The 19,548-nt window shown below is 65.0% G+C and carries 23 protein-coding genes; 15 read left to right on the top strand and 8 right to left on the bottom strand.

The window, feature by feature from the left end; genetic code table 11:
- Position 1 precedes the first annotated feature (1 nt).
- On the top strand, positions 2-829 hold the full coding sequence (gene ppsR, locus C4F17_RS00515; RefSeq protein ID WP_081270474.1) for a posphoenolpyruvate synthetase regulatory kinase/phosphorylase PpsR: 828 nt from the start codon (positions 2-4) through the stop codon (positions 827-829).
- Between the two features lie 75 nt (positions 830-904).
- Here the strand turns inward: ppsR and ahpF are convergent, their stop codons facing one another.
- Both ahpF and ahpC read right to left on the bottom strand, forming a co-directional pair.
- Positions 905-2,461: an alkyl hydroperoxide reductase subunit F gene (gene ahpF, locus C4F17_RS00510; protein WP_106933884.1), complete on the bottom strand. Its 1,557-nt coding sequence runs from the start codon at positions 2,459-2,461 to the stop codon at positions 905-907.
- Between the two features lie 91 nt (positions 2,462-2,552).
- Positions 2,553-3,116 (bottom strand): alkyl hydroperoxide reductase subunit C, encoded by a 564-nt coding sequence (ahpC, locus tag C4F17_RS00505; RefSeq protein ID WP_007830764.1) that lies wholly within the window; start codon positions 3,114-3,116, stop codon positions 2,553-2,555.
- A 261-nt stretch (positions 3,117-3,377) separates the two neighbouring features.
- Here ahpC and bfr point away from each other — a divergent pair, with 261 nt between their 5' ends.
- The 12 genes from bfr to hemP all read left to right on the top strand — a co-directional run bounded on the left by bfr (position 3,378) and on the right by hemP (position 11,862).
- A complete protein-coding gene (gene bfr / locus C4F17_RS00500) occupies positions 3,378-3,854 on the top strand; it encodes a bacterioferritin (protein ID WP_081270476.1) in 477 nt (158 codons plus the stop codon).
- 120 nt (positions 3,855-3,974) lie between these two features.
- Entirely contained in the window at positions 3,975-4,619 is a 645-nt protein-coding gene (locus C4F17_RS00495) for a PepSY-associated TM helix domain-containing protein (protein WP_106933883.1), read from the top strand.
- A 67-nt stretch (positions 4,620-4,686) separates the two neighbouring features.
- Entirely contained in the window at positions 4,687-5,187 is a 501-nt protein-coding gene (locus C4F17_RS00490) for a DUF2271 domain-containing protein (RefSeq protein ID WP_409196358.1), read from the top strand.
- Positions 5,188-5,242: 55 nt separating this feature from the next.
- The gene (locus C4F17_RS00485) at positions 5,243-6,052 is read left to right on the top strand and encodes a DUF4198 domain-containing protein (protein ID WP_106933882.1); all 810 of its coding nucleotides are present in this window, start codon (positions 5,243-5,245) and stop codon (positions 6,050-6,052) included.
- Between the two features lie 14 nt (positions 6,053-6,066).
- Positions 6,067-7,071, top strand: a complete 1,005-nt coding sequence (locus C4F17_RS00480; protein WP_106933881.1) for an FAD:protein FMN transferase — start codon at positions 6,067-6,069, stop codon at positions 7,069-7,071.
- Positions 7,068-8,438 (top strand): sulfite reductase subunit alpha, encoded by a 1,371-nt coding sequence (locus C4F17_RS00475; protein ID WP_106933880.1) that lies wholly within the window; start codon positions 7,068-7,070, stop codon positions 8,436-8,438. Before C4F17_RS00480 ends, C4F17_RS00475 begins: the two co-directional genes overlap by 4 nt.
- A gap of 94 nt (positions 8,439-8,532) precedes the next feature.
- Positions 8,533-9,213 (top strand): Fe2+-dependent dioxygenase, encoded by a 681-nt coding sequence (locus C4F17_RS00470; protein WP_106933879.1) that lies wholly within the window; start codon positions 8,533-8,535, stop codon positions 9,211-9,213.
- A gap of 114 nt (positions 9,214-9,327) precedes the next feature.
- Positions 9,328-9,600, top strand: coding sequence for a (2Fe-2S)-binding protein (locus C4F17_RS00465; protein ID WP_081270483.1), 273 nt, complete (start codon positions 9,328-9,330; stop codon positions 9,598-9,600).
- A gap of 113 nt (positions 9,601-9,713) precedes the next feature.
- Entirely contained in the window at positions 9,714-10,403 is a 690-nt protein-coding gene (locus tag C4F17_RS00460; RefSeq protein WP_431197050.1) for an energy transducer TonB, read from the top strand.
- Positions 10,404-10,425: 22 nt separating this feature from the next.
- On the top strand, positions 10,426-11,139 hold the full coding sequence (locus C4F17_RS00455; protein WP_081268679.1) for a MotA/TolQ/ExbB proton channel family protein: 714 nt from the start codon (positions 10,426-10,428) through the stop codon (positions 11,137-11,139).
- 5 nt (positions 11,140-11,144) lie between these two features.
- On the top strand, positions 11,145-11,558 hold the full coding sequence (locus C4F17_RS00450) for an ExbD/TolR family protein (RefSeq protein WP_081268678.1): 414 nt from the start codon (positions 11,145-11,147) through the stop codon (positions 11,556-11,558).
- Positions 11,559-11,652: 94 nt separating this feature from the next.
- Positions 11,653-11,862: a hemin uptake protein HemP gene (gene hemP, locus C4F17_RS00445; RefSeq protein WP_081268677.1), complete on the top strand. Its 210-nt coding sequence runs from the start codon at positions 11,653-11,655 to the stop codon at positions 11,860-11,862.
- Between the two features lie 186 nt (positions 11,863-12,048).
- Here the strand turns inward: hemP and C4F17_RS00440 are convergent, their stop codons facing one another.
- Positions 12,049-12,456 carry a GlcG/HbpS family heme-binding protein gene (locus C4F17_RS00440; protein WP_081268676.1) on the bottom strand — a complete coding sequence of 136 codons (408 nt, stop codon included), beginning with the start codon at positions 12,454-12,456 and terminating at the stop codon, positions 12,049-12,051.
- Between the two features lie 177 nt (positions 12,457-12,633).
- On the opposite strand from C4F17_RS00440, the gene C4F17_RS00435 reads away from it, so the two are divergent.
- Positions 12,634-13,335, top strand: a complete 702-nt coding sequence (locus tag C4F17_RS00435) for a Bax inhibitor-1/YccA family protein (RefSeq protein ID WP_081268675.1) — start codon at positions 12,634-12,636, stop codon at positions 13,333-13,335.
- 59 nt (positions 13,336-13,394) lie between these two features.
- On the opposite strand, the gene rlmD is transcribed toward C4F17_RS00435, so the two are convergent.
- From rlmD to surE, 5 genes are read right to left on the bottom strand one after another with little or no spacing between them, the layout of a single operon-like run.
- The gene (rlmD, locus tag C4F17_RS00430; RefSeq protein WP_106933877.1) at positions 13,395-14,831 is read right to left on the bottom strand and encodes a 23S rRNA (uracil(1939)-C(5))-methyltransferase RlmD; all 1,437 of its coding nucleotides are present in this window, start codon (positions 14,829-14,831) and stop codon (positions 13,395-13,397) included.
- Positions 14,832-14,872: 41 nt separating this feature from the next.
- Positions 14,873-15,898, bottom strand: a complete 1,026-nt coding sequence (locus C4F17_RS00425; RefSeq protein ID WP_106933876.1) for a sigma-70 family RNA polymerase sigma factor — start codon at positions 15,896-15,898, stop codon at positions 14,873-14,875.
- 4 nt (positions 15,899-15,902) lie between these two features.
- Complete coding sequence (locus C4F17_RS00420; protein ID WP_106933875.1) at positions 15,903-16,820, bottom strand: peptidoglycan DD-metalloendopeptidase family protein; 918 nt, start codon at positions 16,818-16,820, stop codon at positions 15,903-15,905.
- A gap of 11 nt (positions 16,821-16,831) precedes the next feature.
- Positions 16,832-17,605, bottom strand: coding sequence for a protein-L-isoaspartate(D-aspartate) O-methyltransferase (locus C4F17_RS00415; protein ID WP_106933874.1), 774 nt, complete (start codon positions 17,603-17,605; stop codon positions 16,832-16,834).
- A 1-nt stretch (position 17,606) separates the two neighbouring features.
- On the bottom strand, positions 17,607-18,365 hold the full coding sequence (gene surE / locus C4F17_RS00410) for a 5'/3'-nucleotidase SurE (protein WP_106933873.1): 759 nt from the start codon (positions 18,363-18,365) through the stop codon (positions 17,607-17,609).
- 127 nt (positions 18,366-18,492) lie between these two features.
- Here surE and C4F17_RS00405 point away from each other — a divergent pair, with 127 nt between their 5' ends.
- Positions 18,493-19,479 (top strand): NADPH:quinone oxidoreductase family protein, encoded by a 987-nt coding sequence (locus C4F17_RS00405; RefSeq protein ID WP_081268669.1) that lies wholly within the window; start codon positions 18,493-18,495, stop codon positions 19,477-19,479.
- Positions 19,480-19,548 lie beyond the last annotated feature (69 nt).

The following is a 19,548-nucleotide window of genomic DNA, read 5'->3' as shown; positions in this document are numbered from 1 at the left end:
CATGACCACGCATTCACGCACAGTTTTCTTCATTTCCGACGGCACCGGTATCACCGCGGAGACCTTCGGCAACGCCGTTCTGGCCCAGTTCGAGATGAAACCGCGCCACGTCCGGCTGCCTTTCACCGACACGGTCGACAAGGCCCACCAGGCAGTGCGGCAGATCAACCACACCGCCGAACTCGAGGGCGTGCGCCCCATCGTCTTCACCACGCTGGCCAACATGGACGTGCTGGAAGTGATCGAAACCGGCTGCAAGGGCATGCTGCTGGACATGTTCGGCACCTTCGTGCGGCCGCTGGAAATAGAGCTGGGCGTGAAGTCCAACCACCGCATCGGCCGCTTCAGCGACGTCAGCAAGAGCAAGGAATACAACGACCGCATCGCCGCGATCGATTTCAGCCTGCAGCACGACGACGGCCAGAGCAACCGCGACCTCGAGGGCGCCGACGTGATCCTGGTGGGCGTGAGCCGCAGCGGCAAGACGCCTACCTCGCTCTACCTGGCGATGCAGCACGGCCTGAAGGCGGCCAACTACCCGCTGATCCCGGAAGACTTCGACCGCCGCCAGCTGCCGCCGGCCCTGACGCCGCACCGCAAGAAGATCTTCGGACTGACCATCCAGCCCGACCGGCTCAGCGAGATCCGCAACGAGCGCCGGCCGAACTCCCGCTACGCCAGCCTCGAGAACTGCCGCCACGAGGTGAGCGAGGCCGAGGCGATGATGCGGCGCGCAGGCATCCGATGGCTGTCGACCACCACCAAGTCGATCGAGGAAATCGCGACGACGATCCTGCAGGAACTGCGGCCCGAGCGGCTGACGTACTGATTCCGCTGTCTTCTGGATAGCAAAAAGCGCCCGGCTGGCGGGCGCTTTTTCATGAATGGCTCGACCGACGCGCCCTTAGGCAGGAGCCGATGTGCGAATCAGGTGATCGAACGCGCCCAGCGCCGCCTTCGCGCCGTCGCCCGCCGCGATGATGATCTGCTTGAACGGCACGGTGGTGGCGTCGCCCGCCGCGAACACGCCCGGCACCGAGGTCTGGCCGCGTGCGTCGACGATGATTTCGCCGTGCTTCGACAGCTCGACCGTGCCCTTGAGCCAGTCGGTGTTGGGCACTAGGCCGATCTGGATGAACACGCCTTCGAGCTCAACCGTCTTCAGTTCGCCCGTCGCACGGTCCTTGAAGACCAGGCCGTTGACCTTCTGGTCGCCGGTGATCTCGGTGGTCTGCGCATTGGTGAAGATGTCGACGTTGTTCAGGCTCTTGAGCTTGCGCTGCAGAACGGCGTCGGCGCGCAGTTGCGTGTCGAACTCGATCAGCGTGACGTGGCCCACGATGCCGGCCAGGTCGATCGCCGCTTCGACGCCCGAGTTGCCGCCACCGATGACCGCGACGCGCTTGCCCTTGAACAGCGGGCCGTCGCAGTGCGGGCAGTAGGCCACGCCCTTGTTCTTGAACTCGTGCTCGCCGGGCACGTTGATGTTGCGCCAGCGCGCGCCGGTCGAAATGATCACGGTCTTGCTCTTGAGCGAGGCGCCGCTTTCGAGCTGCACCTCGATGAGGTCGTTGCCCGGCACCAGTGCCTTGGCACGCTGCAGGTTCATGATGTCGACCTCGTAGTCGCGCACATGCTCCTCGAGGGCGTGGGCGAACTTGGGCCCTTCGGTTTCCTTGATCGAGATGAAGTTCTCGATGCCCATGGTGTCGAGCACCTGGCCGCCGAAGCGCTCCGAGGCCACGCCGGTGCGGATGCCCTTGCGCGCGGCATACACGGCTGCCGCGGCGCCGGCCGGGCCGCCGCCGACGATCAGCACGTCGAATGCCTCCTTGCCTGCGATCTTCTTCGCTTCGCGCTCGACGCCGCTGTTGTCGATCTTGGCGAGGATTTCTTCCAGGCTCATGCGGCCCTGGCCGAATTCGGTGCCGTTCAGGAACACGGTCGGCACGGCCATGATCTGGCGTTCCTTGACTTCGTCCTGGAAGGTGCCGCCTTCGATCATGGTGGCGCGGATGCGCGGATTCTGCACCGCCATCAGGTTCAGCGCCTGGACCACGTCTGGGCAGTTGTGGCAGGTGAGCGAGACGTAGATTTCGAACTCGAAGTCGCCGTCGAGCGCCTTGATCTGGTCGAGCACGGCCTGCTCGACCTTCGGGGGATAGCCGCCGATCTGCAGCAGCGCAAGGATCAGCGACGTGAATTCATGGCCCATGGGCAGGCCGGCAAAGCGCGGGCCGTGGTTTTCGCTCGGGCGGTTGATCGAGAACGAGGGCTTGCGGTGGTTGTCGTCGCGGCTTTCGGTCAGCTTGACCAGCGGGGACACATCAGCCACGTCCTTCAGCAGCGACAACACTTCGCCCGAGGCCTTGCTGTCGTCGAGCGAGGCGACGATCTCGATCGGCTGCGTGGCGCGTTCGAGGTAACTCTTCAATTGGGCTTTGGTGTTTGCGTCGAGCATGAGGAACTCTCTTTCGATAACTGGAAACTATCAACTGGGGGACAAAAAAGCCCGGGGCCTCGTGAGCGCCCGGGCTTTCGCACCGGGATGCTTAGATCTTGCCGACGAGGTCGAACGACGGAGCGATCGTCTTGTCGCCTTCGTTCCACTTGGCCGGGCACACTTCGTTCGGGTGAGCGGCGGTGTAGACGGCTGCCTTGAGCTTGCGCAGGGTTTCCTTGACGTCGCGGGCGATTTCGTTGGAGTGCACTTCGGCCGTCTTGATGATGCCTTCAGGATTGATCACGAAGGTGCCGCGCAGCGCCAGGCCTTCTTCGGGGATGTGCACGCCGAAAGCGTTGGTCAGCGTGTGGGTCGGGTCGCCCACCAGCGGGAACTTGGCCTTGCCGACGGCCGGCGAGGTGTCGTGCCAGACCTTGTGCGAGAAGTGCGTGTCGGTGGTCACGATGTAGACCTCGGCACCCAGCTTCTGGAACTCGGGGTAGTTGTCGGCCGCGTCTTCGACTTCGGTCGGGCAGTTGAAGGTGAACGCCGCCGGCATGAAGATCAGCACAGACCACTTGCCCTTGAGCGTCTCGTCGGACACGTCGATGAACTTGCCGTTGAGGTAGGCCTGGGTCTTGAAGGGCTGGACTTGGGTGTTGATCAGGGACATTGAAATTCCTTAGATGCTGCGGTTGGACAAAGATAAGTGCGAGCCATTAGTATAACTACCAATCGCACACAATCAATAGCTGGTAACTATTAAAAGTATTGGAGCTTGCTATGTTCACGATGGCTGCGAAACGCCGTCGGATGTGAACCAATACGAACGTGTATCAGCATCACACGCATGCAGACCGGCGCAGCATGGGATTGCTTGCAAGCGCGTGTACGCTCCTCTGACAATCCCCTCTTTCAGAACAAGGAAAAAGTCATGAAGGGCGACCCCAAGGTCATCGAACATCTGCAGGCGCAGCTCAAGAACGAGCTGACCGCAATCAACCAGTACTTCCTCCACTACCGCATGCTCAAGCATTGGGGTCTGGACAAGCTGGCGAAGAAGGAATACGAGGAATCGATCGGCGAAATGAAGCACGCCGACAAGCTGATGGACCGCATCTTCATGCTCGACGGCCTGCCCAACCTGCAGGACCTGGGCAAGCTGAACATCGGTGAAGACGTGCCGGAGCTGCTGCGTTGCGACCTAGGCGCCGAAACCGGCGCGCAAGCCACCATCAAGGACGGCATCGCGCATTGCGAATCGGTGCGCGACTATGTGTCGCGCGATCTGCTGCAGGAGATCCTGGACGACACCGAGGAGCACATCGACTTCCTCGAAACCCAGATCGACCTGATCGACAAGGTCGGCCTGCAGAACTATCTGCAGTCGCAGATGGGCGAACTCGAATAAGCAAGGCTTCCGCGCTTGCCAGCCAACGGGACTTCGGTCCCGTTTTTTATTGCTTTACGTAACTTAACCAACCTCAATTAGCAGTCATTCTCATTTGCGCAGATAGAATCCGCGCCTTCGATGACTGCCGCCCGCCCTGACAACCGACGCCGCGCCTACTGGCTCAAGACCCTGCATGAATGGCACTGGGTCAGCTCCGCGATCTGCCTGATCGGCATGATCCTGTTCAGCGTCACGGGTTTCACGCTGAATCACGCCGGCCAGATCGAGGCCAAGCCGGCCGTCACCAGGCTCAGCGGCACAGTCGACGAAGCCTTGCGCGCGCAGCTCGAAAAGCAGTTGCCAGCCGCCAAGGCCGAGAAGGGCAAGGCCCCCCTGCCCTTGGAACTCCAGGCCTGGGTCCAAAAGCACTGGGACATCGCCACCGCCGGCCGCGACGCCGAATGGTCGGACGACGAAATCTATCTTTCGCTCCCGCGCCCAGGCGGCGACGCCTGGCTGCGCCTGAACCTGGCCGACGGCGAGATCGAATACGAGCGCACAGACCGCGGCTGGCTCTCCTACTTCAACGACCTCCACAAGGGCCGCAACACCGGCGCCGCTTGGAGCTGGTTCATCGACATCTTCGCGGGCGCCGCGCTGGTCTTCTCGATCACCGGCCTGTTCATTCTCAAGATGCACGCCGGCAACCGTCCGTTCACCTGGCCCATGGTGGGCATGGGACTGGTGGTGCCGGTGCTGCTCGCGCTGCTGTTCATTCACTGATCCATCCGTCGTTTTCACAAAAAAAGAGGTTCCCGTGCACGTTCGCTACTCACTCGCGCCGCTTGCCATGTCGGCACTGTTCGCGGCTCCGGCCTTCGCAGCCGGGCTGGCGGTCAATATCGAGATTCCGCGGCTGAATGTCTCCGAGTACCACCGCCCCTACGTGGCGACCTGGATCGAGCGCGCCGACAACACGGTCGCCGGCACGCTGGCCGTCTGGTATGACGTGCGCACCAAGACCAACAACCCCGAGGGCGAAGGCACGAAGTGGCTGAAGGACCTGCGCCAATGGTGGCGCCGCGGCGGCCGTGAACTCGCGGTGCCGGTCGACGGCGTGACGGGCGCCACCAAGCCAGCCGGCAAGCATCAGTTGAGCTTCACCGAAGGCTCGGCCCAGATGCCCAAGCTCGCACCGGGCGCCTACAAGCTGGTGGTGGAGGCCGCGCGCGAAGTGGGCGGCCGCGAAGTCGTGAGCATTCCCTTCCAGTGGCCGCCGACCGCCGCCGCGCAGCCGACCGCTTCCGGCAAGGAAGAGCTGGGCGAGATCAAGCTCGAACTCAAGCCCTGACCGAGCCGCCTGACCGCCCCTCACCGCCAGCCCGTCACTTCCAGGATCCAACAACATGACCCATCTCAACCTGCGCGCCGCCAGCCTCGCCATCGCCCTCAGCGCCATCGCCTCGCTCGCCCAGGCGCACAACGCCTGGCTGCTGCCCTCGTCCACCGTGTTTTCCAAGGCCGACACCGTTTCGGTCGACGCCGCGGTGTCGAACGACTTGTTCGTCGCCAACCACGCGCCGCTGCGCCTGGACGGCCTGCAGATCACCGCGCCCGACGGCAGCACCGTCAAGCCCGAGGCCGAAGCCAAGCTCAAGCTGCGCAACGTGTTCGACGTGAACGTGGCACAGACCGGCACCTACCGCATCGCAGTGGTCAACGCCGGCGCGTTCGCGAGCTGGAAGGACAAGGCCACCGGCCAGACCAGGCGCGCACGCGGCACGGCCGAGAGCATTGCCAAGGAAGTACCGGCCGATGCAACGGAAGTGACGATCACGCAGTCGTCCGGCCGCATCGAGACCTTCGTGACCGTCGGCAAGCCTTCGGCGCTCAGGCCGGTCGGCCAGGGCCTGGAACTGGTCTCCGCCGGCAGCCCGACCGACCTGGCCAAGGGCGAGAAAGCCACCTTCACGCTCAACCTCGACGGCCAGCCCGCGAAAGACCTCGAAGTGACCGTGACGGCAGGCAACACGCAGTACCGAGACAAGCTCGAGGAAATCAAGCTCAAGACCGACGACAAGGGCCAGTTCAGCGTGACTTGGCCGGCCGCCGGCATGTACTGGCTCGACGCCAGCACCAAGGACAACAAGACCACCGTGCCGCAAGCCAGGGAACGCCGCCTGAGCTACGCCGCCACCCTCGAAGTGATGCCCTGACGCGGCAAGCGCCCTTGGGACTTTCGTTCAGCACCTGGCGCGCCGGCGGCTACGCCAACGCCGCCGTCCCTCGCCCCGCCGACCCTGCCAGCCTCCAGCAGTTGGCCGGCCAGACGATGGGCACCACATGGTCGCTGCGGTTCGACAACCCGCGGATGCTGCCGCTGGCGGCGGTACGCGCAGCTGTCGAGGGCGCGCTGGGCGTCGTGGTCGCGCAGATGAGCCACTGGGAACAGCATTCGGAAATCAGCCGGATCAACCTTGCGCCCGCCCGGTCACGCCATGTGCTTCCGAAGGAGTTCGCCGAGGTGATGCGCTGCGCGGCAAGCTGGGCAGCTGCCAGCGGCGGGGCAATCGATCCGACGGTGGGACCTCTTGTCGCCTGCTGGGGCTTCGGGCCCTCGGCGGATGAATCCGGCTTGCCTTCCGCGCAGGCTCTTGCCGCGGCACGCTCGCAGGTCGGCTGGCAGCGGTTGGCCTTCGATGCAGCCGAAGGCTCGCTGACGCAGCCGGGTGGCGTGGCGCTCGACCTTTCCGGCATCGCCAAGGGCTTCGCGGTCGATCACGGTACGCAGGCGCTCCGGGCTTTGGGCCTCGCCGATTTCCTGTTTGAAATAGGCGGCGAGCTGCGGGGCGTCGGGCGGCGTCCCGGCGGGCAGCCGTGGCAGGTGCAGGTCGACACCGGCCTTGCAGCCGCGCAGCGCATCGCGTTGGCCGACATGGCTGTCGCGACCTCCGGCGACCGGTGGCACCAGCGGGCGCACGAAGGCAAGCGCTGGTCGCACACCATCGACCCGCGCACCGGGGAGCCGGTCGCCCATGCGCTGGCCAGCGTCACCGTGCTGCATGCGCAGTGCATGGAAGCCGACGCACTGGCCACCGTGCTGACCGTGCTGGGGCCCGACGAGGGGTGGGACTTCGCGGAACAGCACGGTGTTGCCGCGTTGTTCGTGAGTCATGGCAATCCGTCGCCCACTATGCGAGCCACGAGCGACTGGCCCGCACAAGCCCGGTCATGAACGAGGCCGCCTGGCGCGCGCTCGGCGCGAGCTCTTCCGTGATCGCCTATGGCGCGCTGTGCACCGCCATCTATATGCGCGAGCGCCGCAGAAAAGCGGCTGCCTTGCGTGCCGCCGCCGCGCTGTCGGCCGGCAGCCGCGACGAGCTGCCCACGCTCGTGGGTTTCGCGAGCCAGACAGGCCAGGCGGAAACCATCGCCTGGCAGACGGCCAGGCAGTTGCGAGCGGCCGGCACTGCTGTGCGGGTGATGGAGATGAACACGCTCGATGCCGCGACCCTCGTCGCCGCCCGCAAAGCCGTCTTCATCGCAAGCACCTACGGCGAAGGCGATGCGCCCGACGGCGCCAGCGTCTTCTGCGAGCAAGTGATGGGTTCGCCGCAGCCATTGGGGTCGCTCCGTTACGCTTTGCTGGCGCTGGGTGACCGGCAATATGCCAACTTCTGCGGCTTCGGGCGTGCGCTCGACGAATGGCTGCAAGCTGCGGGCGCCGAGCGCGAGTTCGAGCGTGTCGAGGTCGACAACAGCGATCCGGCCGCACTGGCCGTATGGCAAGCCCGGTGGGGTTCTTCGGCGGATGCCGCGCCCTCCGCCGAAGAGCCAGGCAGCGCCTTCGCGCAATGGCGGCTGACCAGCCGGGAACTGCTCAACCCCGGCAGCGCCGGCGCCCCGGTCTTTCATCTGGGGTTGGTGCCTCAGGCCGGTCCGATGCCGCAATGGGCCTCCGGCGACCTGGCGCAAGTGGCGGTCGCGAGCGATCCCTCGCATCCTCGCGACTATTCGATCTCATCCCTGCATTCCGACGGCGAACTGCAACTCCTCGTGCGGCAGGAACAGCATCCCGACGGCACGCTGGGCGCCGCGTCGGGCCGGCTCACGTCCACCCTCGTGGTCGGTGACAGCGTGGCCGTGCGCCTGCGGCCACATCGCGGCTTTCGCCTCGATGGCAACGAAGCCCGGCCGCTGATCCTCATAGGAAACGGCACGGGCCTCGCGGGGCTGCGCGCCCACCTGCGCGCACGGGCCGCCACGGGCCAGCACGAAAACTGGCTGGTATTCGGCGAGCGCCAGCAAGCCCACGACTTTCTCTACCGCGACGAAATCGACGCCTGGCAGGCGCAAGGCGTGCTTCGACGCCTCGACATGGTGTTCTCGCGCGACCAGCCGGAGCGCTTCTACGTACAGCACCGGCTGCTGCAATCGGCCGACACCTTGCTGCAGTGGCTGAAGGACGGCGCGGCAATCTACGTCTGCGGGAGCCTGCGGGGTATGGCCTCGGGCGTGGACGCCGCTTTGCGACAGATCGCCGGCGAGGACCTGGTCAGTGAACTATCGGCGAGCGGGCGCTACCGTCGCGACGTCTATTGAACGATCGGCCGCCGCAGCCGGGCTCGTCCGAGGCGGTGCGACACTGGAACCCCGGCCCATGCCGGAGCTTTTTTGACTGCGGGATTCCCTACAAATGATGCTGCATGTGCCAGGGGTACTGAGCCCCGACCAGGTTCGCCAGATGCGCGTCGCGCTCGACGCCGCCCCATGGACCGATGGCCGCGAGACCGTCGGCGACCAGGGTGCCCAGGTCAAGCGCAACCGGCAATTGCCGGAACAATCGCCGGTCGGCCGCGAGCTCGGCAAGACGGTGTTGGCGGCGCTGGCCCGGAATGCCCTCTTCTTCTCGGCCGCGCTGCCGTTGCGCTTCGTGCCGCCGCTGTTCAACCGCTACGAAGGCGGCGAGAACTACGGAGTGCATGTCGACGGTGCGGTAAGAGCCGTGCCCGGCAGTGGTGAGCAACTGCGGACCGATTTGTCCTGCACCCTCTTTCTTTGCGAGCCGGAGGACTACGACGGCGGCGAACTGGAGGTGATCGACACCTACGGCTCGCACGAAGTGAAGCTGCCTGCCGGCGATCTCATTCTTTATCCGGCCAGCAGCCTGCACCGGGTGCATCCCGTTACCCGGGGCGCGCGGGTTTGTTCGTTCTTCTGGCTGCAGAGCATGGTGCGCAGCGACCAGCAGCGCGGCATGCTTTTCGAACTGGATCAGAGCATCCAGAAGCTGCGGGCGCGGCTTGGCGAGTGCGAGGAAACCGTGGCGCTCACCGGCCATTATCACAACCTTCTGCGGCTCTGGTCGGACATCTGACGCCTGAAAGCGGGTGTTGCAGGAATCGGTAACACCATAGTTATTGCAAATGCGATAAATTCTTATTTATAATCAGCCACATCCAACAGCCAGCCAACTGCCGCTTTCACCGCCATGATCGTTTGCGTCTGCCGCCGAGTCTCCGACCGCGAAATCGCACGTCACGTGCGCGCGGGCATGACCTTCGACGAAGTCCAATTCGAACTCGGCGTGGCCACCCAGTGTGGCCAGTGTGAAGGTTGTGCGCGCGATATCGTCGCGCAGTGCAGCGCTTCGCACCCGGTCGCCGCCTTGAATTGCGAACCGGGTCCGAGGGCGATCCAGCTTGCCAACTCCATCAAGGAAAGCAAGGCATGGAACTCGTCTCGGCACTCGGCGGCAGCCTGATCCTGGTCGCAGGCTCGGTCTGGTGGATTTTCCGAAAATAGCGCAGTTAGCGTCTTCGTAGCGGTTTTGCTGCAATCGTGGCACTTTCTTGAGTGCCCGCATTCGAATGGTTGATCGTGTCTGATCGCTTTGCCCCTCCCCCCTCCGTCCTCGGCCTTTCCCGCAATGTCGTCATTGCCGGCAGCGTCATCGTCTTTCATGCGGCCGCGCTCTGGGCACTGCAAAGCGGGTTGCTCCGGCGCGCTGCCGAAGTGGTGATTCCGGTCGAGATCCTGAGCCAGTTCGTCGAGCCGCCGAAACCGAAGGCCGATCCCCCTCCTCCACCCCCGCCGCCGCCTCAGCCCAAGGTGACGAAGGCGCCGCCTCCGCCGCGCCCCCAGGCCATTCGCGAGCCGAAGCCCACTCCGGCACCCCAGGCACCTGTCGGCGTCACGGAGCCGCCGCCCCCGGCCGCTCCTCCGGCACCGCCCGCGCCCCCAGCGCCGCCCTCACCGCCACCTGCTCCGCCGGCACCGCCCGCCGTGCAGTTGCCGTCGAGCAACGCCGACTATCTGCAAAACCCCAAGGCCACCTACCCGGCCATGAGCAAACGGCTCGGCGAACAGGGCAAGGTCATCGTGCGGGTGCTCGTCGGCGTCGACGGACTGCCCAAGAGCGCCGAGGTCAAGAAATCCAGCGGCTTCGACCGTCTCGATGAAGCCGCCGTGGAATACATCCTGAAATGCCGGTTCGTTCCCGGCAAGGTCAATGGAGTGGTGCAGGCCATGTCCTATGACGCCCCCGTCAACTACGTTCTGAACTAATTTTTCTCTGGAGCAACTTCGTATGGATTCCCAATTTGGCTTGATGAACGTCTGGAACCAAGGCGATTTCGTCACCAAGGCCGTGGCTGTGCTGTTGATCGGCATGTCGCTTGCGTCATGGATCGTGATCATCATCAAGGCACTCGACGTCATCCGCTACAAGCGCCTTGCCAAGCACTCGCAGGACTTCTGGCACAGCGAGGACTTCGCGACCGCGCTGAACAAACTCGGCAAGGACGACAGCAACCCGTTCCGCGCGTTGGCCCTCGAAGGCCGCGAAGCCGCGGCGCACCACCGCAACACCAAGGCCCACCTGCATGACGCGCTGGACGTGAGCGACTGGATCACGCGCTCCCTGCGCAACGGCATCGACGCATTCACCGCTCGCCTGCAGACCGGCCTGGCGATCCTGGCGTCGGTCGGCTCGACCGCGCCGTTCATCGGCCTGTTCGGCACGGTCTGGGGCATCTACCACGCGCTGATGAGCATCGGCTCGGCCGGCCAGGCGACCATCGACAAGGTGGCCGGTCCGATCGGTGAGGCACTGATCATGACGGCGCTGGGCCTGGCGGTGGCCATTCCCGCGGTGCTCGGCTACAACGCGCTGGTGCGCGGCAACAAGTTCGTGCTGACCAAGCTGAACGCCTTCGCCCACGACCTGCACGCCTACTTCGTGACCGGCGCCCGCGTCCAGAGCGGCACCGAAGCGATCGTGGTTCCGCTCAAGAAGGGCTGAGCATCATGGCTTTCGGAACCCAAGACGAGCCCGATGAGGTCATGAACGAGATCAACATGACGCCGCTGGTCGACGTCATGCTGGTACTCCTGATCATCTTCATCATTACCGTGCCGGTGATGAAGCACGCGGTCAACATCGACCTGCCGCGCGCCACCAGCGAGCCGGAACAGCCCAAGCCGCAGAACATCCTGTTCAGCATCACGGCCAATGGCGAGTACTACTGGAACGAGCAGAAGATCGACGACAGCGAGTTGCCAGGCCGCCTGGCCGCCGAAGCCGCCAAGGACCCTCAGCCCGAACTGCACATCCGCGGTGACAAGGCCGTGCGCTACGAGCGCGTGGCCAAGGCCATGTCCGAGGCTCGCGAAGCCGGCGTGCGCAAGATCGGCTTCATCACGGAGCCCGATACGAAGTGAGCTGAATCGCGATCGAAAAAAAGTTGATCGCGGCTATTGATTTTTTATTGCGAATCATTATCATTCAGTCATCGCTTCGATAAGGGAACTTCAAATGCCAGCCACCCCCAACGCCTTTTCTGTTCTGAACCATCCTTCGCTCGACCAGTCGGGTGGCGGCCATTCGATCCAGGCAACGCGTCCGGTCCCGATGGTCGAAAGCACGGAGCTTCTGAAGGGAAGCAAGACCGTGGGCATCATGCACAACGGTTCCCTCTATCGGCTTCAAGCCACCAAACTCGGCAAGCTGATCCTGACCAAGTAAGGTCGTTCAGCCCGCCCCTCGCGCAAGTTTCATCGTGGGGCGACTCAAGGAGATTCATCTCCGAAGGGTCGTTTTTTGCTAGCCAACGGTTCGCCGACTAGCCAAGCTTTTTTTCACGCTGAAGCCTTTAAAAAGAAAACGCCGACCTTGAAGTCGGCGTTTTGCTTTATGCGATTCCGAAAAGAATCAGAGGCCGAGCGCCGCGATACCCGCCTTGGCGATCTGCGCGTCTTCATTCGACTTCACGCCGCTCACGCCGACTGCGCCGATCACGTGTCCGTCCTTCACGATCGGCACGCCGCCTTCGAGCAGGCCCTGCACTTCAGGCGCGGTCAGGAATGCGGTACGGCCGCCGTTGATGATGTCCTCGTAGACCTTGCTCTCGCGGCGGCCCATGGCAGCCGTATGGGCCTTGGCGGGGGCGATGTGCGAAGACAGAGCAGCGGCACCGTCCAGGCGCTGCAGCCAGAGCAGGTTGCCGGCGTCGTCCGAAATGGCGATGGTGACAGCCCAGTTGTTCTTGAGGGCCTCGGCTTCTGCCGCTGCGGCAATGGTCTTGACGTCGGCGAGTTCGAGGAATGACTTGGTCTTCATGGTTTGGCTCAGGTTGCGTAAAAACCCCACAGCATAACGGCCACGCAGCCAGCAGTGCCTTCGGGCAGGTGCCAAGCTTGGGAACATCCTGCACACGGTCTTTATCGAAACCTGCTCTTGCAGCCCCCTAGAATGCGCCCCAACTGCGTCTTAGCAGCAACCACAGGAGCTCCGGCCATGAACGACCGCGTTACCACCCTCGACACCTCCACAGGCTACGGCCAGCCGCTGGCCCAGGCAGAACGCCAGCGCGTGCTGCGCAACACCTACTGGCTGCTCGCGCTCAGCCTGCTGCCCACCGTGCTGGGCGCCTGGGTCGGCGTCAGCACCGGCATCACACGCTCGCTCACGGGCGGCCTCGGCCTCATCGTGTTCCTCGGCGGCGCGTTCGGTTTCATGTTCGCTATCGAGAAGACCAAGAACTCCGCAGCCGGCGTGCCGGTGCTGCTGGGCTTCACCTTCTTCATGGGCCTGATGCTGTCGCGCCTGATCGCGATGGTGCTCGGCTTCAAGAACGGCTCGGAACTCATCATGACGGCCTTCGGCGGTACCGCCGGCGTGTTCTTCGTGATGGCCTCGCTGGCCACGGTCATCAAGCGCGACCTGTCGGGCATGGGCAAGTTCCTGTTCGTCGGCGCGATGGTGCTGATGTTCGGCGCCATCATCAACGTGTTCGTGGGCTCGAGCACCGGCATGCTGGTGATCTCGGTGGCCGCCATCGGCATCTTCTCGGCCTACATGCTCTATGACCTGAAGCAGATCATGGACGGCGGCGAAACCAACTACATCACCGCCACGCTCGCGCTTTACCTGGACCTGTTCAACGTATTCCAGAGCCTGCTGGCCCTGCTGGGCATCTTCGGCGGCGAACGCGACTGACCTATTGGCCCCGAGAGGGCCGCCCGCCAGGAAGAAGGGCCCCGCGAGGGGCCCTTTTCTCATTCCAGGTCGAACACCGCGATCGACTCGACGTGCGCCGTGTGCGGGAACATGTTGACCACCCCCGCAAAGGTGCAGCGGTAGCCCGCCTGGTGCACCAGCAGGCCGGCATCGCGCGCCAGTGTCGACGGATTGCAGCTCACATACACGATGCGCTTCGGCGGCGTCCAGCCGTCGCTGCGCAGTTCGGGCTGCTGATGCAGGTCGGCCATGGCCTTGGCAAGCGCAAACGCACCTTCGCGCGGCGGGTCGACCAGCCATTTGTCGGCGCTGCCGTCTGCAACCAGCATGGCCGGCGTCATTTCGAACAGGTTGCGCGCGACAAACTTTGCGGGCGACAGCGCACGGCGGGCGGAGGTCGCGGGCTGGTTGGTCCGGTAGTTGTCGGTGGCGCGCGCCACCAGCGTGTCGCTGCCCTCGATGCCCAGCACCTCGCGCGCCTTGCTCGCCAGCGGCAGCGTGAAGTTTCCGAGGCCGCAGAACCAGTCGATCACGCGCTCGTCGGGCTGCACGTCGAGCAGGCGCAGCGCCTTGCCCACGAGCGCTCGGTTGATGTGCGGATTGACCTGCGTGAAGTCGGTTGGCTTGAAAGGCATCGTGACGCCGAATTCGGGCAGCCGGTAAGCCAGCGGCGTGCCGCCCTCCTCGAGCAGCTTGACCGTGTCAGGCCCCTTGGCCTGCAGCCACCATTGCACGCCCTCGTTCTGCGCCGCAAAGGCCTTCAGGCGGTCGATGTCGGCGCGCGACAGCGGCTCCAGGTGCCGCAGCACCAGCGCGATGGTTCCGAGCCTGGTGGAGTCCGGTGCGTCGCCGCAGGCGAGTTCGATCTGCGGGCAGGTATCTCGCGCGTCGAGCGAGCCGATCAGCGCGCGCAGCGGCATCAGCATTTCGCTGACCTGCTTCGGCAGCACCGGACACACCTGCATGTCGGCCAGGTAGCGGCTCTTGCGCTCGTGGAAGCCGATCAGCACCGTGCCCTTCTTAACCACGTGCCGCACCGACAGCCGCGCGCGATAGCGGTAATGCCACGCCGGGCCTTCGAGCGGCCGCAGCAGGTTCTCGGGCTTGACCTTGCCGAGGTGCCACAGGTTGTCTTCCAGCGCACGCTGCTTCACGGCCACCTGGGCGGCCGGGTCCAGGTGCTGCATCTTGCAGCCGCCGCAGGCGCCGGTGTGCAGGCCGAAATGCGGGCAGCCCGGGCGCACGCGCTGCGATGATTCACGGCGGATGGCCGTGACCGTGCCCTGCTCCCAGTTGTTCTTCCGGCGATGGACGTTGAACTGCACCTCCTCGAAGGGCAATGCGCCTTCGATGAACACGACCATGCCGTCGGCCTTGTGCGATACGCCCTGTGCGTCGAGGTCGAGCGACTCGACCTGCAGCCATTCTTCACCGGGATTCGTGGGGACTTTCTTTTCTTCGATGGATTCCGTCATCCCCCGATTGTCTCAGCGCGGGCGAGGCGCCCTGAAAGCACCTAGAACAGCGCGTCCCGACCGACGCCGGAGCGCGCCAGCTGGCGGCGCATCTTGGCCAGCGCCTCGTTCTGGATCTGCCTGACGCGCTCGCGCGTGAGACCCAGCCGGACGCTCAGCACCTCGAGGGTTTCGGGCTCGCGGTCGTGCAGGCCATAGCGGCCCTCCAGCACCTCCCGCTCGCGCGCGTCGAGCGCATGCACCCACTGGTCGAGCAGGCGCTCGACTTCGTGCGCGTGCGTGGTGCTGCTGGGGCTGCCTTGTTCGTCGTCGGAGGCCACGGTGTCGGCCAGCGTGAAGCCGTCGTCGCCGCGCGCATCGCCCGCGTCGAGCGAGCGCGGCGCCTCCGCCAGAGCCAACAGGTCGGCCACCGCCTGGACGTCGCGACCGAGCAGCGCGGCGATGTCTTCCACGCGCACGCCGTCGGGTCGGCGAGCGAGGAACTCGGCGTCGCCTTCGAGCGTGCGCCGGGCACGCAGAACCTGCTGGAGTTCGCGCACCACATGCACCGGCAAGCGGATCGCCCGTGCCTGTGTCATGACGGCGCGCTCGACCGATTGGCGGATCCACCAGGTCGCGTAAGTGGAGAAGCGAAAGCCGCGTTCGGGCTCGAACTTGCCGATGGCATGCATCAGCCCCAGGTTGCCTTCTTCGATCAGGTCGGACATTGGCACGCCACGCCCGAGATAGCCCTTGGCGATGCTCACGACGAGCCGCAGGTTGTGCTCGATCATCGACTGCCTCGCGGCAAAGTCGCCGGCCCGCGCGGCGCATGCGGCCTGGTATTCCTCGGCGGGAGTGAAGAGTTCGGTGCGGCGAACCTGGCGCAGGTAGATGGTGAGGGCGTCGGCGCCCTCACCGCCGATCAAATCGGCCGTCGCACCATTGGGTTGCGCGGCCGCGCCCTCCATCGAGCGCAGGTCTTGCTCGGGTGGCTCGCCGGCAGGGTCCGCGGAAGGCGGAAACGCGCTGCCCTTGCCCGCCGACCCGCGCACAGGCGGCGGGCGGCGGGGGCGGGAGGCAGCCATGGCATCACCGGCTGGGCAGGTAACGCGAGGGATCGACGGGCTTGCCCTGGCGGCGGATCTCGAAGTGCAGCTTGACGCGATCGGAATCGCTGCTGCCCATTTCGGCGATCTTCTGGCCCTTCTGAACCGACTGGTCTTCCTTCACGAGCAGCGCCTGGTTGTGCGCATACGCGGTCAGGTAGGTGTTGTTGTGCTTCAGGATGATCAGGTTGCCGTAGCCGCGAAGACCGGCGCCGGCGTAGACCACGCGGCCATCGGCGGCGGCCAGCACCGGGTCGCCCGCCTTGCCGCTGATGTCGTAACCCTTGTTCTTGGCTTCGTCGAAGCCTGCGATCAGCGAACCGCTCGCGGGCCAGATCCAGCCGAGGTCTTCGTCACCCGACGCGCCGCTGCCCGGACCTGCCGGAGATGCAGTGACGGGAGCCGGCGGCTTGCTTGCGCCGGTGGGAGGCGTTACCGGCGCGATGACGGGAGGCGGCGTCACGGGCTTGGTGACCGCGCCCTCGGACCCGCTGGCGGCGGAAGACGGAGGCGCTACGGCGACGGGAGTACCCGAGCCGGTCGGGGGAATTACACGCAGCACCTGGCCGACTTCGATGAGGTCGGGGTTGTCGATGTTGTTCCAGCGCACGATGTCTTGCCAGCGCTGCCCTGTCTCGATGCCGATGCGGCGAATCGTGTCGCCCGGACGCACTGCGTAGTACCCGGGCTTGCCGTAGTTTTCAATGCCGGCAAGCGGCTTGCCGTTCGCGTCGGTGGTGATCGGCGGGCCGCCAGGAACCGTGCCGGGGGCCGGGGCGCGAGTCATGGTGCCGCGGTCTTCGACCGGCGCCGGCCCACGCGGCGTGGAACAGCCCGCGATCACGAGCACAAAAGCCAACGTGATGCCAGCGAACCAACTCCGATTGCCAATACCCTGCATTTGTTATTCCTTCAAGCAATCCCCGATTTTAGGGGGACAAAGTGGACCGCCTCAAGAATGAGCCGCTCCAACCCCCGCGGGGTCTTGTCAATGACGACAAGTGCTTGACCGCCGTTCGCGGAATGGGTCGGCGCCACGATGCGGCCGCCTACCGCGAGTTGCGTGATCCAGGCTTCGGGTACGGCCTCGCCACCCGCCGCGGCAATGATGCCGGCATACGGCGCGCCCTTGGCATAGCCGATCATTCCGTCGCCCAGCATGAGGTGCACCGTGGCCAGGCGGAAGTGCCGCAGATTCGTGCGTGCGCGCTCGTGCAGCCCGCGCAGGCGCTCGATGCTGTAGACCTCGGCGGCCACATGATCGAGCACCGCAGCCTGATAGCCGCAGCCGGTGCCGATCTCCAGCACGCGGCCCAGCTTGTCTTGCGGCTTGCCGACCAGCGCCGGCGCGCCGAGCAGCAGTTCGATCATGCGGGCCACCACGCTGGGCTTGGAAATGGTCTGTCCCAGCCCGATGGGCAGGCTCGTGTCTTCGTAGGCCTGGTTGACCAACGCGCTGTCGACGAAGCGATGCCGCTCCACGGCACCCATCGCGCGGAGCACGCGCGGATCGGAGATGCCCTGCGCCGCAAGCTTCTGCACCATGCGCGCGCGCACCGCGTCCGAAGCCATGGAGGGAGTGGACGGCACCATGGGCTTTACCGGCGCGGCGGGCATGCGCCCGCGCGTGGCGGCAGAAGCTGTGGGTGTCAGTCGAACGGGGAAACTGGGCCGCTGCGTGGCCATGTCAGTTGCCGAGACGGGCCACCGTCTCGCGCCATTGGCCGAGGTTGGCGTGGTCGGTCAGGTCGATCTGCAAGGGCGTCAGCGCGATGTGGCCCGCGGCGGTGGCGTGGAAGTCGGTACCCTCGCCGCTGTCCTTTGCACCACCCGCGCCGGCGATCCAGTACATGGTTTCGCCACGCGGGCTGTCCTGCGTGATCACTTTCTCGGCCGCGTGTCGGCGACCGAGGCGGCAGACCTTGACCGGCTTGAGCTGGTCGAACGGCAGGTTCGGCACGTTCACGTTGAGCAGGAACGGCGCGCCGCCGAGCATGCGCTCGCGCTCGATCTGCTGCACCAGCCGACGCGCCACCTGGCCGGCCGCATCCACGTGGGCCCAGCCTTTCTCGATCTGCGAGAAGGCGATGGCCGGGATACCGAAAAGATAGGCCTCCATCGCCGCGCCGACAGTGCCCGAATAGATGGTGTCGTCGCCCATGTTGGCACCGTTGTTGATGCCGGAGACCACCAGATCGGGCCGGTAGTCGAGCAGGCCCTTGAGCGCGATGTGCACGCAATCGGCCGGCGTGCCGGTCACGTAGCGAAAGCCGTTGTGCGCCTCGCGCACGTAGAGCGGCGCTGCGAGCGTGAGCGCGTTCGACTTGGCGCTGTTGTTGTGTTCGGGGGCCACCACCTCGACGTCGGCGATGTCCTTCAGCGCGTCGTGCAAAGCGACGATGCCCGGCGCCTGAAAGCCATCGTCGTTGGAAATAAGTATCTTCATGGTGTCCTGGATGCGCCAGATTGTAGGCGCCGGGTGCGTCGCAGCAGGGACAAGGCCGCCCTGCCGCGGCCCCTATCATCGCCCGCATTCATTGCCCTCACCCGACTCACACGAAGGAGACCCGAGCATGCACGCATGGCTTTGCGAAAACCCCACCGGCGTCGATGCGCTGACCTGGAAGGAACTGCCGACACCGACCCCGGGCCCCGGCCAGGTGCTGATCGAGATCAAGGCGGCCAGCCTTAATTTTCCCGACCTGCTGATCGTGCAGAACAAATACCAGATGAAGCCGCCGCTTCCCTTCGTGCCGGGGTCCGAGTACGCAGGCGTCGTGCAGGCGGTCGGCGAAGGCGTCACCCACCTCAAGGTCGGCCAGAACGTGGCCTGCCTGTCGGGCACCGGTGGATTCGGCACCCACACGCTGGCACCCGCCGCGCTGTGCATGCCGCTGCCGGAAGGCTTCGGATACGTCGACGCGGCCGCTTTCATCATGATCTATGCAACCTCCTGGCATGCGCTGATGGACCGCGCCCAACTCAAGGCCGGCGAAACCGTGCTGGTGCTCGGCGCCGCTGGCGGCGTGGGCACGGCGGCCATCCAGATTGCCAAGGCCGCGGGCGCCAAGGTCATTGCAGCTGCATCGAGCGACGAGAAATGTGAACTCTGCCGCTCCATTGGTGCCGACGCGACGATCAACTACACCACTCACGCGCTGCCCAACGGTTTTCGCGATGCCATCAAGGCCGCGACCGACGGCAAAGGCCCGGATGTGATTTATGACCCGGTCGGCGGTGATTTTGCGGAGCCGGCGTTTCGCTCGATCGGATGGCGGGGCCGCTATTTGGTGGTGGGTTTTGCGTCCGGCCCCATTCCGTCGCTGCCATTGAATCTGACGCTCTTGAAAGGCGCCTCGCTGGTCGGCGTGTTCTGGGGCGATTTCGCCAAGCGCGAACCCAAGGCCAATGCACAGATGATGGCCGAATTGGCTCAGTGGTACGGCCAGGGAAAGATCAAGCCGGTGATCGACAGCACGATGCCGATGGCGGAATTGAAGGCCGCCTATGCCCACATGGGTTCGCGCGGCGTCAAAGGCAAACTCGTGATGGTCAACTGAACGGACTGCAGCGCGTCATCGCCCAATAAAAAAGCCCGCGGATGCGGGCTTTTTTATTGGGCAGTTGCC

It is taken from the genome of Variovorax sp. PMC12, assembly GCF_003019815.1.
In the GTDB taxonomy this organism is placed as follows: Bacteria; Pseudomonadota; Gammaproteobacteria; order Burkholderiales; family Burkholderiaceae_C; genus Variovorax.
Note: the sequence above shows the minus strand (reverse complement) of the source record. Positions and strands in the feature narration are given on the sequence as shown.